This window comes from Bradyrhizobium sp. IC3123 (assembly GCF_020193625.1).
GTDB lineage: Bacteria > Pseudomonadota > Alphaproteobacteria > Rhizobiales > Xanthobacteraceae > Bradyrhizobium > Bradyrhizobium yuanmingense.
Genome location: NZ_JADYVF010000002.1, coordinates 44339 through 58370, shown reverse-complemented (window position 1 = coordinate 58370; position 14032 = coordinate 44339). Strand labels below are relative to the sequence as shown.

Genomic DNA, 14032 nt, shown 5'->3' with positions numbered 1-14032 from the left:
GTCGGAAAGTTCGCCGGAGCAGCGCAATCCACCAGGACTGAGCGACCTCGGGTTTGAGCTCGGTAAGGGGCGATATCGGCTTCGGCCATCTCGACGGGCCGAGCTGGGCCTCGGGACGTAGCTCGCACGGTATTGAGATTCCATACGAGGGTGCTCACCGATTTGTGGTCGAATCGCGCGCATCATTGCCGTGAATTAACACCACACCGCATTCACGTCTGACGGTGAGCATCGCCGCGGCTCATTCCGCGAGGTTGCGCAACAACTGGCTCGCGCACCACCCTCGACGCGGCGGAGGCGAAGTCGAGAAAGGTGCGGCCCGGTTCAGGACCAGGGCCGCGTTTGTCTAACTGAGCAGCTCACGCGCGATGACGACCCGCTGGATTTGGTTCGTGCCCTCGAAGATCTGGGTTAGCTTCGCGTCGCGCATCATGCGCTCGACGGGGTAATCCATGGTGTAGCCATAGCCCCCGAATATCTGCACCGCATCCGTTGTGACCTTCATGGCCATATCGCTGCCCACACACTTGGCCATGCTGGCAAGAACATTAAGGCGCTTCCAGTCACCCGCGTCCCCGGCGCGCGCGCACTCGTAGACCAGTGCACGTGCGGCCTCGATTTGCATCGCCATGTCCGCGAGCATGAACTGGACGCCTTGGAACTCCGAGATCGATTTCTTGAACTGCTTGCGCTCTTTCGCGTAGGCGACGCAGGCGTCGAGCGCGCCCTGAGCCAATCCGACGGACTGTGCCCCAATGGTCGGCCGATTGAGATCGAGGGCGCGCATCGAGGCTCGAAAGCCCTTGCCTTCTTCCCCAACCAGATTTTCCCTCGGCACGCGCACATTGTCGAAGAAGATCGGGGTATTCGGCGCGCCCCGGAAACCCATTTTGCGCTCGTGACGTCCAAAGGAAATTCCGGCCATCTTCTTCGGCTCGACAATGAAGGCGCTTATGCCATCGGAGCCTGGACCGTCGCTGGTCCGTGCCATCACCACCATATAGTCGGCGACCACCCCGTAACTGCACCACTGCTTGCGGCCATCGAGAACGTAGGAATCGCCATCCTTCCGCGCGCGTGTCGCAATAGCGGTGACGTCTGAACCGGCCTGCGGCTCGGAGATGGCGATTGCGGTGACGACGCCGCCCTTGGCGATGATCGGCAGGTATCTTTTTCGTTGTTCCTCTGAGCCAAAGTGGAGGAGCGGCATAATGAACATGGTGTTCAGACAGGCGATCGACGCGCAGGCAGGTGATATCCTCGAGATCTCCTCGCGCGCGATGCAAGCCATGGTGAGATTGCCGTTCGGGCCGCCATATTGCTCCGGCACCCAAAGCTGCATCAGCCCCATTTCGCCGAACAGCTTCACGAGCTCGGTCGGAAAGCGGTCGGTCTCGTCAATCTCGGCGGCGATCGGCGCCACATGCTTCTCGGCTATCTTGCGGACGGTGTCGCGGAAGGCGATCTGCTCCTCGGAAAAGCTCATGGACCCTCGTAGTGGACTTTCTTGAGTGAAACCCAGAAAGGGGCTTCCATTGAATGGGTGATCCATTTAATAATTCACCACATGAACACCAAGTCAAGCCCCCGCGCCGGTGCGCAGTCACGCAATGTTTCGCCCGGTAGGCGCGAGCGCCCGGCCGATCAGCGGGCGACGGCAAGTCCCGCGCCGGCCCCCAGGTTCCGGCCGATCCATACGAGGCGGGCGTTCGAGGAAATCTGCGAGCGCATCCGCGAGCAGCTGGCGCTCGGGCAGCTGAAGCCCGGCGACAAGCTGCCTCCGGAGCGCGATCTCGCGCAGCAGCTCGGTGTGAGCCGCAATGTCCTGAGGGAGGCGTTGCGCAGCCTCGAGATGGCTGGCGTGCTTCGATTGCTGAAGGGCGTCAAAGGCGGTGCCTTCATCCAGGAGGGCGACACCAGACGCATGAACGACGTCATGCGGGACATGCTGAGCCTTGGAACGATTTCGGTCCGGGAGCTGTCGGAGGCGCGTGTCCACGTGCTCGACCTCGTCGTCGGTCTTGCGTGCGACCATGCACGCCAGTCCGATCTCGATGCGCTGGAGGCCAACATCCGGCGAACCGAGCTTGCGACGAAGGAGGGGAGGCTGCTCGACCGGGTCGAGTGCTCGCGCGAATTCTACAAGCTGCTGGCGGCCTCGACCGGAAACAAGGTCATCGCGATGATCATGGATTCGGTGACCGAAATTCACATGCGCTTCGTCTACGCCAAGGTGGCCTCGAGCGGCGTCGCGATGAGCCGGTTGGCCGACCGGCGGCGTCAATTGCTCTCCGCCATAGCCGAACGGAACACCTCATCGGCGCGCCGCTTGATGCGCGCGCATCTCGAAGCTGTCCAGCGAATGCTGGAGCAGGATCCGGGCGCGATGTCGCTGCATGTCGCGCTGGCCGAGGTCCAGCCGGGCATGCGGCGTTAGCCGCGCTTGGACGCCGAAGGCCTGCGCTCGAACACGATAACAACGGGAGGAATAAAGTGTCGAACTACGCAAAGTATGAATGCCTCAAGGTCGACGTGTCGGAGAAGGTGGCGACGGTGACCCTGAACCGGCCGCAGTCGCGCAACGCGATCAATCAGAAGCTGATCCGCGAGCTGCGGACGATCTGGGACGACCTCGCCGATGACCACGCCGTCAGCGTCGTCGTGCTGACCGGCGCCGGCGATTTCTTCAGCGTCGGCGGCGACGTCAAGGCCATGTCTGAGCGTCCCGGCGGGGACGTCCTGGAGGAGGGTGAGGTCCATGATCCCATGATCAGCCGCCGCGGCGTGACGCGGCAGCTCGAGCTCGACAAACCCATCATCGCGGCGATCAATGGCGATGCCATCGGGCTCGCTGCGACCCATGCGCTGCTGTGCGATATCACCGTCATGTCCGACGATGCGCGCATTGGCGACACGCACGTCTCGCGCGTTGGGCTGGTTGCCGGGGACGGCGGCACCGTTATCTGGCCGTTGCTGGTCGGCATCAACAAGGCCAAGGAGTTTTTGATCCGCGGCACGCTGCTGAAGGGGCGGGAAGCGGAGCGGATCGGCCTCGTCAATCATGTCGTTCCTCGTGCTGACGTGCTGGGCAAGGCGCGGGAAATCGCCGTTGAACTGGCAAACGGCCCAACTTGGGCGATCCGCTGGACCAAGCTGTCGATCAACCAGATCGTGAAGGATCGCGTGAACATGTTGCTCGAGGCGTCAATGGCGCTCGAACAGGTCACGTTCGAGACAGCGGATCACAAGGAGGCAACCATGTCCTTCAAGGAGAAGCGCAAACCGAGGTTCGGTCAGGTGTAGGCTCTCGCAATGGCGGCCTCCGGCATCGAAAGCGACGACGTTGCGGGCATGCTTCGCGAATCCCTGCGCGGGCTTCTCGAAGCGCATTGGCGAGCCGACTGCCTGAAGGATGGTGCATCGCCCGACGCGATCACCGAGATGTGGAACAAGCTGGCCGGGCAAGGTCTCACGGCTCTGGGCGCAGATCCGGAGGAGGGCGGCCTTCGTGAGATCCTGACGGTGATGGAAGAACTTGGCCGCGCGGCGTGTCCCGCTCCGATGTGGTCTGCCGTGCTGGCAAATCTCGTGCTGTCAGGTGCATCCCCCGATGCAGGGGAATTGCGAACAGCACTTCAGGGGGGCACGGCGCGTGTTGTTTTTTCGTTCGGTGCATTCGACTCCGATCCTGGTATTGGGTCGATCGCGCTTCTTGGCGAGAAGGCAACAGGATCGCTTCGGTTCGTTGAGGCCGCGGGGAGCGCTACCCACCTGCTCGCGCCGGTGGACGAGAAACAGCTTGCGCTCGTCGACCTTCGGGCTCACGGCGTTAATCGTACCCCCACGCGCGCGATGGGTGCATGGGGCAATTGGGAGCTGGCGCTCGATGCGGCGCCGGCAAGACTTGTTCCTGCTGCCAAGATCAGCCTGAGCGATTTGCGATCGATCGCGCGACTGGCGCTGCTGGCGCGCGCCCATGGTGCCGCGCGTCGTGCGTTCGAGCTGGCGGTAGCCTACGCCGGGGAGCGGCAGCAATTCGGCCAACCGATCGGGCGATTTCAAGCGATCCAGCACAAGCTCGCCAGCTGCTTCGTCGATCTCGAGGGCGTGCGTCTCGTTCTGCGCCACGCGGCGAAGCTGCGGGACGAGGGTGATCGCGACTGGCAATACTTCTCCGATTGCGCCATGGCGTTCGGGGGTCCGTCTTTGCGACGCGTTTCTCTTGAGACGCAGCACACATTCGGCGCGATCGGCTACGCCGAAGAACACGAAGCGCCGCTGCACTTCAAGCGCGTGCATTTGGACACCATAGCGCTTGGTGGCTCGGCCCATGCCAGACGCCGCCTCGCCGCCCACCTGTTCGACAATGGCGGTGCAGCGATGCCGCAATATGATCTCGGCTCCGCCGGGAACGAACTGCGCGAACATGTCAGGCGGTGGCTTGCACAGAACTGGGCGGGCGGCCGAAAGGCCGCTTTTGACGCCAAGCCGTTCGCAAAGCGTGAATTCGACGCTGAATTTGCTGCCGATATGGGGAGCACCGGCTGGATCGGCCTCGGCTGGCCGCAGGAGTTCGGTGGCCAGGCGCGTTCGCCGCTTGAGCAGATCGCCTTCATGGAGACCATGGAGCAGTACGAAGCTCCGCGCCTCGGCGCCTCGATCCAGGCCAACGCCTTGATGATGTTCGGTACGCCCGAGCAGCAGAAGAAGTATCTGCCGGAAATTCTGCGCGGCGCGGCCATGCATGGGATGGGGTACAGCGAGCCGCAGGCAGGCTCCGACCTTGCGGCGCTGCGAACCAGCGCGGTCCGCGACGGCGACCATTGGGTCATCAACGGTCAGAAGATCTGGACCACGACCTGGTGGGGAAAATACATGTTCCTGGCGGCGCGAACCGACAAGAACGCCAAGCCCCATGCAGGCATCAGCATGTTCATCGTGCCGATGAACACACCCGGAATCACGATCCGGCCGGCCACCACCATGTACGATGGAACGTTCGCCAACATCTTCTACGACGATGTTCGCGTGCCCGTGGAGAACCTCGTCGGCGGTGAAAACGAGGGCTGGAAAGTCCTGACTGGAGCGCTCGCTTTCGAGCGGGGACTGGTCGGCGGCGGCATCGTGCTGAAAGTTGCGCATACCTTTGAACAACTGCGCCAGCATGTGATCGCCCGGCAGGAGTTGAGTGGAGATCCGATTGTCCGGGACCGCATGGCGGCGTTCGCCTGCGAAATCGAGATAGGCCGCCAACTGATGATGCATTGCGCGGACCTTGCCACAGGCGGCGTCACGCCGCCGGAATATGGCGCGATCAGCAAGGTCTTTTCCAGCGAGCTGATGGAACGCTTTGGCGAAGCCGCGCTCGACATCCTTGGCATGCGGGCCACGCTGTCCGAACAGATGCCGGGGGCCGTCGAGAACGGCCGGTTCGAGCAAAACCTGCGTCATTCGCTGATGTGGGTGATCAGCATCGGCACGAACGAAATTCAGCGCAGCCTGATTGCGCAGCGTGCGCTTGGCTTACCTCGATAGGAACCGATGATGCAGGGCCAATCATTGAAATCACCACTCGAGGGCGTCCGCGTGCTGGATTTCTCCATCATGCTCGCCGGACCCTATTGCGCGCGGCTGCTGGCGGATGTCGGCGCCGAAGTGATCAAGATCGAGCCGCCGGAAGGCGAGGAGATGCGTCTGCGCGCGCCCCTTCGCCACGGCCAAAGCGCCTATTTCGGTCAGCTCAATGCCGGCAAGAAGAGCATCGCGCTGGACCTCAAATCATCCGAGGCGATCGAGCTCGTGCATCGCATGGTCGAAAGCACGGATATTCTGGTCGAGAATTTCCGGCCCGGCGTCATGGAGCGCCTGGGTCTCGGATATGAGGCGCTTCGCAAGATCAATCCCCGTTTGATCTATTGCTCGATATCCGGCTACGGCCAGGCCGGTCCGCAGTCGGAACGCCCGGCCTATGCAATGATCGTTCATGCCGAGAGCGGTTTCGACCGCGCGCTGATGCGATATGCCGGCGATCGCGACCGGCCGGCGGCTGGAGCCGTGTTCGTCGCCGATATTCTCGGCGGCGTTTTCGGCTTCTCGGCGATTCAAACGGCGATGGTACAACGGGAGCGTACGGGAGCAGGGCAGCACGTCGATGTCGTTCTGATGGACTGTATGCTGAACCTCTTGGTGTACGAGCTGCAGGAAGCGCAGTTCTCGGCGCCGGTGGCGCGCCCGACCTACGGCCCTGTGCGCGCCAAAGACGGCGACGTCCTGATCGCGCCGGTGTCGGCACGCAATTTTTCCGCGCTTCGCGACCTCACGGGCCTGCCGGAGCTCTCGTCCGAACCTCGTTTCTCCTCGGTGTCGGCGCGCGGCGCGAACTGGACCGCTCTGATGCAGGTCGTCGAGCGGTGGACGATGCATCACACGGTGGATGAGTCCCTGGCAGCGCTCGATCGCGCCGGTATTCCGAGCGCCCGCTTTCGCGATCCCGCGGAAACGCTGGATGACCCGCACTTGTCTGCTCGCGGCGTATTCGCGCCGATCGCCGACGTCGCAGGCGAGTTCAGGGGCGTCAACGCGCCGTGGCGGATGTCGGGCGCGCGGACTGGGATCGGCCACGACATCCCCGCGGTCGGCGAGCATCGGGATGAGATCCTCGCGCGCGTGCTCGGCCTATCCAACAGCGACATCGGACAGGCGGCTGCCGCCGGCGCATTTGGCAAGGGTGAGACACCCCTATGATTTAAAGCTGCAAGCCGCGAATTGTTCTACCGCAAGATAATCAAAAAACAGCTTGGGAGGATCGACGTGAAGGTACTGCGTGTTCTGACTTTCATATTCGGAGCGGCGATCCTCGTTGCGCCCGCCGCAGCGGACAATTATCCATCGCGTCCGATCCGGCTCATCGTGCCATATCCCGCCGGCGGCTCGACCGACATCATGGCTCGTGCACTGCAGGAGCCGATGACGAAAATCCTCGGCCAGCCGATTGTCATCGACAATCGCGGCGGTGCGGCCGGCACGACCGGTTCCAACGAAGCGGCCCGATCGGATGCCGACGGTTACACGCTTCTGTTTGCCAACAATGGGCCGATTTCGATCGCACCGTTGCTGCAGAAGGGCATCGATTTCGATCCGCTGAAGAGCTTTGCACCGGTGTCCCTGGTCTCCACGGCGCCTCTGGTTCTGGTGTCAAGCGACAAGGTGCCCGTGAACGACGTTGCCGGGCTGCTTGCCTACGCCAAGGCGCAGAGCAAGCCGATGCTGTATGCCTCCGCTGGACCAGGCTCGCTCGGGCATCTGAGCACGGAACGCTTCCTCAATCAGGCAGGTCTGCAGATGGTCCACGTCCCATACCGGGGCCAGGCGCCGACGACGCTCGCCATCTTTGCCGGCGAGGTCGACATTCTGCTCACCACCACGTCCGATACGCTGAACGAGCACATCCGCTCCGGCAAGGTGAAGCTGCTCGGGGTTTCCTCGCCCGGTCCTTCTCCGGTTGCTCCCGGTGCGGCATCCATCGGCAGTGCCTTGAAGGGCTATTCGGTCGAAACGTGGTTCGGCATTCTCGCGCCTGCCGGCACTCCGCCAGACGTCTTGGCCAAGCTCAACGCTGCGCTTGGCACGGTGCTGGCGATGCCGCAAATACGGGATCGGTTTCTCTCCTATGGCGTGGAGGCCAAGGCCAGCACGCCTGCCGAACTGCACGCCCTGATCGCCGCAGAAATCCCGTCCTGGCGCAAGGTGATCGAGGAACGCAACGTCAAGACCGAATAGCGGACGTTCGGGGAGAGGGGACTGGCCGAGGCGGAAGAGGCCTCGAATAGGGCGATCACCAGCCGGTGGATCGCGGCGTCTGGGCTTCCGCCGACCGCCGGAGCTTGGAGGTAGGCTCGCGCCGCCGCCGCATCGTCACGTTGCCAGAGGAGGAAGCCGCCGATCACTTGGGGTACCAGTCGGCAGAACCAGATCAACGTAGCATCGTCGAAATCGCCGCAGGACATTGGCCTGGTGCCCGGCACATCCAAAATTCGCATAAGGTATATTATGGAATATATTTATGTACAATGAAATCAATCATTTGGGCGGAATTGCTGACATCCGACCTTCGCCAAAGCCCGTATCTCCGTCTGCGCGTCGGCCGTCGTCTTAGCTCTTGACGTCTACTGTGCATGGGGTTGTTTTTCAGGTTTTGAAACGGGTCGAGGTCTGCGAAAGCCGATATTGCCGTGACCTTGTCCGGCTGCAATAAGCGAGGCATCCGCGAGATCGCAGATGACCCTAAGGCCGACCGCCCGTATAGGTTTGCATCTCAGAACAACAACAAACCTTCCGAGGAAGCAGACCCATGGTCCTTTCCACGCGCTATTCCCGACGCACGCTTCTCAAGGCTTCCGCCGCGACCGCGGTCCTGGGCGGCCTCGGTGCGCCCCATGTGGCCCGCGCCCAGAGCGCCGAGTTCACCTACAAGTACGCCAATAACCTGCCCGACACCCATCCGCTCAACGTCCGTGCCAAGGAGATGGCGGCGGCGATCAAGACCGAGACAGGCGGCAAGTTCGACCTGCAAATCTTCCCGAACAATCAGCTCGGCTCCGACACCGACATGCTGAGCCAGATCCGCTCCGGCGGCGTCGAGTTCTTCACGCTGTCCGGCCTGATCCTGTCGACCCTGGTGCCGGCGGCGTCCATCAACGGCATCGGCTTCGCGTTCCCGGACTACGACACGGTCTGGAAGGCCATGGACGGCGATCTCGGCGCCCATGTCCGCGGCGAGATCAAGAAGGCCGGCCTCGAGGTCATGGACAAGATCTGGGACAACGGCTTCCGCCAGACCACGTCGTCGACCAGGCCGATCGCCGGGCCTGACGATCTCAAGGGCTTCAAGATCCGCGTGCCGGTGTCGCCGCTGTGGACCTCGATGTTCAAGGCGTTCGATGCCGCGCCCGCCTCGATCAATTTCAGCGAGGTTTATTCCGCACTCCAGACCAAGATCGTCGAGGGCCAGGAGAACCCGCTGGCCATCATCTCGACCGGCAAGCTCTACGAGGTGCAGAAGTACTGCTCGCTGACCAACCACATGTGGGACGGCTTCTGGTTCCTGGCCAACCGCAGAGCCTGGGAAAAGCTGCCGCAGGACGTGCGCACCGTCGTCGCCAGGAACATCAATGCCGCCGCCGTTAGGGAGCGTGAGGATACCGCCAAGCTGAACGCCAACCTGCAGCAGGAACTCGCGGGCAAGGGCCTGACCTTCAACCAGCCGCCCATCGCGCCGTTCCGCGACAAGCTGCGCTCCGCCGGCTTCTACGCCGAGTGGAAGGGCAAATATGGCGATCAGGCCTGGGAGCTCCTGGAGAAAGCCGTCGGCAAGCTGTCGTAGCGCATTGGGGCCGTCGAGGTCGGTATCAGGATGGCTCATGTCGAGATTGAGATGACCGAAGCTGTGGGCGAGGTGACGTTGCAGTCCCCTCGCCGACCTTCGCTGCTGGCCTCAGTCGAGCGCGTGCTCGGCCTCGTCGTCGAAATCCCCACGGCGATCCTGGTGGTCGCCGAGATCGTGATCCTGTTTGCCGGCGTGGTCGCACGCTATGGCCTGCAGCGGCCGCTGATCTGGTCGGACGAGCTCGCCTCGATCCTGTTCCTGTGGCTCGCCATGCTGGGCGCGGCGGTTGCGTTCCGCCGCTCCGAGCACATGCGCATGACGGCGGTCGTCGCCAGCGCCAGGCCGGCGATGCGGGCCTATCTCGATCTGGTCGCGACCTCCGCGGCCCTGGCGTTCCTGATCCTGATTGTGTGGCCGGCCTGCGACTACGCCTATGAAGAAAGCTACATCACGACGCCGGCGCTGCAGATCTCCAATATGTGGCGCGCCGCCGCGCTGCCGGCCGGCATCGGCCTGATGGCGGCCTTTGCCCTGCTGCGGCTCGCGCGCGCCGCCGACCACCGCATGGTTGCGGCCGCCGTGCTGTCGGTTGCGGTCGTGATCGGCCTGTTCTGGCTGGCCGAGCCATTGCTGCGGCCGCTCGGCAATCTCAACCTCATCATCTTCTTCGTCGGCGTCGCCGGCTTCTGCGTGTTTGCCGGGGTTCCCATTGCGTTCGGCTTTGGTCTTGCGATCTACGGCTATCTCGCGCTGACCACGAGCACGCCGGTCATGGTGCTGGTCGGGCGCATGGACGAGGGCATGAGCCACCTCATCCTGCTTTCCGTGCCGCTGTTCGTGTTTCTGGGGTTGCTGATCGAGATGACCGGCATGGCGCGGGCCATGGTGGCGTTCCTGGCAAGCCTGCTTGGCCATATCAGGGGCGGCCTGCATTACGTGCTCGTCGGCGCGATGTACCTCGTCTCCGGCATCTCTGGCGCCAAGGCGGCCGACATGGCGGCAGTCGCGCCCGTGCTGTTCCCGGAGATGAAAGAGCGCGGCGCCAAGCCCGGCGATCTCGTCGCGCTGCTGGCGGCCACCGGCGCCCAGACCGAGACCATCCCGCCCAGCCTCGTGCTGATCACGATCGGCTCGGTCACGGGCGTCTCGATCGCCGCCCTCTTCACCGGCGGCCTCCTGCCCGGCGTCGTGCTCGCCGTCACGCTCTGCATGCTGGTGTGGTGGCGCTACCGCCACGAGGACATGGGCCACGTCCGCCGCGCGACGGCATCCGAGATCGGCAAGACCTTCGTCGTCGCCCTGCCCGCGCTCGCGCTGCCTTTCGTGATCCGCTATGCCGTGGTCGAGGGCATTGCGACCGCGACTGAAGTCTCCACCATCGGCATCGTCTATGGCGCCCTCGTCGGCCTCCTGATCTACCGCCGCTTCGACTGGCGACGGCTGTTTCCGATGCTCGTCGAGACCGCCGCGCTGTCGGGTGCGATCCTCCTGATCATCGGCACCGCAACCGGCATGGCCTGGGGCCTGACCCAATCCGGCTTCTCGCGCTCGCTGGCTGCGGCCATGACGGGATTGCCGGGCGGGGCTGCGACCTTCATCGCCGTGTCGATCCTGGCCTTCACCATCCTCGGCAGCGTGCTGGAGGGTATCCCGGCGATCGTGCTGTTCGGACCGCTGCTGTTTCCGATCGCCCGCGCCGTCGGCGTGCACGAGGTGCACTACGCCATGGTGATCATTCTCGCCATGGGTATCGGGCTATTCGCCCCGCCCTTCGGCGTCGGCTATTATGCCGCCTGCGCCATCGGGCGCGTCGATCCGGCCGAAGGCATCAGGCCGATCTGGGGCTATCTGCTGGCGCTGCTGGTGGGATTGATCATCGTCGCGATCTTCCCCTGGATCTCGATCGGATTTCTTTGATGCGGTTTAAGGAGGGTGTCGATGAGCGAGCGACAGAACCCGTACAATATCGGCCTCGACAAGACGCAAGCCAATTATGTGCCGCTGAGCCCGCTGAGCTTCCTCGCGCGCAGCGCCGCGGTCTATCCCGATCACGTCAGCACGGTCTATGAAGGCCGCAGCTTCACCTGGGCTCAGACCTATGAGCGCTGCCGGCGGTTCGCCTCGTGGCTTTCGAGCAAGGGCATCGGCGTCGGCGACACCGTCGCGGCGATGCTGCCGAACATTCCCGCGATGAACGAGGCGCACTTCGCGGTGCCCATGACCGGCGCCGTGCTCAACGCGCTCAACATCCGCCTCGATGCGCCTTCGATCGCGTTCCAGCTCGATCATGGCGGCGCGAAAATCATCCTGGTCGATCCAGAGTTTTTAGGCGTCATCACTGCGGCCCTGGCGCAGATGACCGGCCCCAAGCCGCTGGTGGTCGACGTCGACGACGCATCGTTCAAGGGCGGCACGCGCATCGGCGAGATCGAATACGAGGCAGCCGTCGCCGAAGGCGATCCAAGCTTCGCGCCGATCACGCCGAGCGATGAATGGGACGCGATTGCGCTGAGCTACACCTCGGGCACGACGGGCAATCCCAAGGGCGTCGTCACCCATCATCGCGGCGCCTATCTGAACGCCGTCAGCAACATCCTCGCCGGCAATCTCGGCCAGCATCCGGTCTATCTCTGGACGCTGCCGATGTTCCACTGCAACGGCTGGTGCTTTCCCTGGACCATTGCGGCGGCCGCCGGCATCAATGTCTGCCTGCGCAAGGTCGAGCCGACCAGGATCTTCGAGCTGATCAAGCAACACGGCGTCACCCATATGTGCGGCGCGCCGATCGTCTACAACACGCTGATCAACGCGCCCGATGCACCAAAGGGCGATGCGGCCCGCCGCGTCGTCGGCCTGATCGCGGGCGCCGCGCCGCCGGTCGCGGTGCTGGAAGGCGCCGAAAGCATCGGCATCAAGCTGACGCATGTTTACGGCCTGACCGAGGTCTACGGCCCCGCCTCCGTCTGCGCCGAGCAGCCGGGCTGGGATGACCTGCCCGCCGCCGAGCGCGCGCGCATGAAGCGCCGGCAGGGCGTGCCCTACCCGCTGCAGGAAAGCGTCACCGTGATCAACCCGCAAACGATGCAGCAGGTGCCGCGCGACGGCGAGACCATCGGCGAGGTCATGTTCCGCGGCAACATCGTGATGAAGGGCTACCTGAAGAACGAGAAGGCGACCAGGGAAGCTTTCGAAGGCGGCTGGTTCCACACCGGCGATCTCGGCGTGCTCGACGAGCACGGCTACGTCATCATCAAGGATCGCTCCAAGGACATCATCATCTCCGGGGGCGAGAACATTTCCTCGGTCGAGGTCGAGGACATCCTCTACAAGCACCCGGCCGTGCTGTTCGCGGCCGTGGTGGCAAAGCCCGATCCGAAATGGGGTGAAGTGCCCTGCGCCTTCGTCGAACTGAAAGAGGGCGCCAGTGCCAGCGAGGCGGATATCATCGCCTTCTGCCGCAGCCAGATGTCCGGCTTCAAGACGCCGAAGGCGGTCGTGTTCGGGCCGATCCCGAAGACGTCCACGGGCAAGATCCAAAAGTTCCTGCTGCGCAACGAAGTCGGCTCGGTGAAGGCGATCTCGGCCTGACCAGCGGCCAAAGAAGCTTCCGCCCGCCTGCGGCGGGCGGAAGCTCTCTCATCCTCACATCTTCTTGTAGGCGTCGAGCACCGCCTGACCGTCGGCCCCTGCCTTCTTGAGCCAGTCGGCCGTGAGCTGGTCGCCGATCTTCTGGAAGCCGGCCTTCAGTGCCGGGCTCGGCGGCTCGACAGTCATGCCTTTGGCCTTGAGCTGACCGAGGTACCAATTGGCCTTCTCTTCCCAAGCCTTCCAGCCGCGCGTCTCCGCGGTGGCGGCGGCCTTCAGGATGGCCTCCTGGGTCGGCTTGTCGAGCGCCTCGAACGCAGCCTTGTTGACGAAAGTGTAGTTCTTCGGAATCCAGGCCTGCACGTCATAGAAGTATTTGAGCGACTCCCACGCCTTCGAATCGTAGCCGGTGCCGCCCGACGACATGAAGGAGTTCACCACGCCGGTCGCCAACGCCTGTGGCAGTTCCGCAGCCTGGATCGTGACCGATTGCGCGCCGACCAGTTCGCCGATCCGCGCGGTCCCGACATTGTAGGCGCGCCACTTCAGACCCTTCATGTCCTCGATCGTGGCCAGCGGCTTGTTGACGTAGACGCCCTGCGGTGCCCACGGCACCACGAACAGCAGCTTGAGACCTTGCGCGTCGAGCTTCTTGGCGATCGCAGGCTTGGAGGCCTGATACAGCTTCGTCGCCTCGGGGAAGCTGGTCGCGAGGAACGGCACGACGTCGACGCCGAAGATCGGGTCTTCGTTCTCGTGGATCGACAGCAGCACCTCACCCATCTGCGCCTGCCCGGTCACCACGGCGCGCTTGATGTCGGGCGCCTTGAACAGCGAGGCGCCCGGATGAACCGTGATCTGGAGCTTGCCCGAGGTGGCGGCTTCGACGTCCTTGGCGAACGCGACCAGGTTTTCGGAGTGCGGATTGTCCGCAGGATACGCTGCCGGCAGATTCCATTTGCTCTGAGCCAAGGCAGGTGTCGCGGCCAGCACAACGCCGGCAATCAAGGATGCGTGGAATAAGCGAGACATCATCGGACTTCTCCTCACAGTCGATCTAGA

Annotated in this window: 10 protein-coding genes; 8 read left to right on the top strand and 2 right to left on the bottom strand. The window is 63.5% G+C overall.

Features of this window, described 5'->3' with window-relative positions:
- Positions 1-346: 346 nt before the first annotated feature.
- Complete coding sequence (locus tag I6F20_RS05700; protein ID WP_035999273.1) at positions 347-1486, bottom strand: acyl-CoA dehydrogenase family protein; 1140 nt, start codon at positions 1484-1486, stop codon at positions 347-349.
- An 81-nt stretch (positions 1487-1567) separates the two neighbouring features.
- On the opposite strand from I6F20_RS05700, the gene I6F20_RS05695 reads away from it, so the two are divergent.
- From I6F20_RS05695 to I6F20_RS05660, 8 genes are all read left to right on the top strand, one after another.
- A complete protein-coding gene (locus I6F20_RS05695; protein WP_051056824.1) occupies positions 1568-2437 on the top strand; it encodes a FadR/GntR family transcriptional regulator in 870 nt (289 codons plus the stop codon).
- 56 nt (positions 2438-2493) lie between these two features.
- Entirely contained in the window at positions 2494-3303 is an 810-nt protein-coding gene (locus I6F20_RS05690) for an enoyl-CoA hydratase/isomerase family protein (protein WP_225125386.1), read from the top strand.
- A gap of 9 nt (positions 3304-3312) precedes the next feature.
- Positions 3313-5535 carry an acyl-CoA dehydrogenase family protein gene (locus I6F20_RS05685; protein ID WP_225125385.1) on the top strand — a complete coding sequence of 741 codons (2223 nt, stop codon included), beginning with the start codon at positions 3313-3315 and terminating at the stop codon, positions 5533-5535.
- A gap of 24 nt (positions 5536-5559) precedes the next feature.
- On the top strand, positions 5560-6744 hold the full coding sequence (locus I6F20_RS05680) for a CaiB/BaiF CoA transferase family protein (RefSeq protein WP_225125384.1): 1185 nt from the start codon (positions 5560-5562) through the stop codon (positions 6742-6744).
- Positions 6745-6810: 66 nt separating this feature from the next.
- Entirely contained in the window at positions 6811-7779 is a 969-nt protein-coding gene (locus I6F20_RS05675) for a Bug family tripartite tricarboxylate transporter substrate binding protein (RefSeq protein WP_225125383.1), read from the top strand.
- 571 nt (positions 7780-8350) lie between these two features.
- A complete protein-coding gene (locus tag I6F20_RS05670) occupies positions 8351-9382 on the top strand; it encodes a TRAP transporter substrate-binding protein (protein ID WP_225125382.1) in 1032 nt (343 codons plus the stop codon).
- Between the two features lie 30 nt (positions 9383-9412).
- Complete coding sequence (locus I6F20_RS05665; protein WP_225125381.1) at positions 9413-11302, top strand: TRAP transporter large permease; 1890 nt, start codon at positions 9413-9415, stop codon at positions 11300-11302.
- A gap of 21 nt (positions 11303-11323) precedes the next feature.
- Positions 11324-12973 (top strand): acyl-CoA synthetase, encoded by a 1650-nt coding sequence (locus I6F20_RS05660; protein ID WP_225125380.1) that lies wholly within the window; start codon positions 11324-11326, stop codon positions 12971-12973.
- A 54-nt stretch (positions 12974-13027) separates the two neighbouring features.
- Here the strand turns inward: I6F20_RS05660 and I6F20_RS05655 are convergent, their stop codons facing one another.
- Positions 13028-14005, bottom strand: a complete 978-nt coding sequence (locus I6F20_RS05655) for a TRAP transporter substrate-binding protein (RefSeq protein WP_057029200.1) — start codon at positions 14003-14005, stop codon at positions 13028-13030.
- Between the last annotated feature and the right edge of the window lie 27 nt (positions 14006-14032).

What these genes read in the sequence shown, in the direction of transcription:
- I6F20_RS05665 (WP_225125381.1), top strand. Translation starts at nt 9,413, where the DNA reads ATGGCTCATGTCGAGATTGAGATGACCGAAGCTGTGGGCGAGGTGACG.
- I6F20_RS05660 (WP_225125380.1), top strand. Translation starts at nt 11,324, where the DNA reads ATGAGCGAGCGACAGAACCCGTACAATATCGGCCTCGACAAGACGCAA.
- I6F20_RS05685 (WP_225125385.1), top strand. Translation starts at nt 3,313, where the DNA reads ATGGCGGCCTCCGGCATCGAAAGCGACGACGTTGCGGGCATGCTTCGC.
- I6F20_RS05655 (WP_057029200.1), bottom strand. Translation starts at nt 14,005, where the DNA reads ATGATGTCTCGCTTATTCCACGCATCCTTGATTGCCGGCGTTGTGCTG.
- I6F20_RS05670 (WP_225125382.1), top strand. Translation starts at nt 8,351, where the DNA reads ATGGTCCTTTCCACGCGCTATTCCCGACGCACGCTTCTCAAGGCTTCC.
- I6F20_RS05695 (WP_051056824.1), top strand. Translation starts at nt 1,568, where the DNA reads ATGAACACCAAGTCAAGCCCCCGCGCCGGTGCGCAGTCACGCAATGTT.
- I6F20_RS05700 (WP_035999273.1), bottom strand. Translation starts at nt 1,486, where the DNA reads ATGAGCTTTTCCGAGGAGCAGATCGCCTTCCGCGACACCGTCCGCAAG.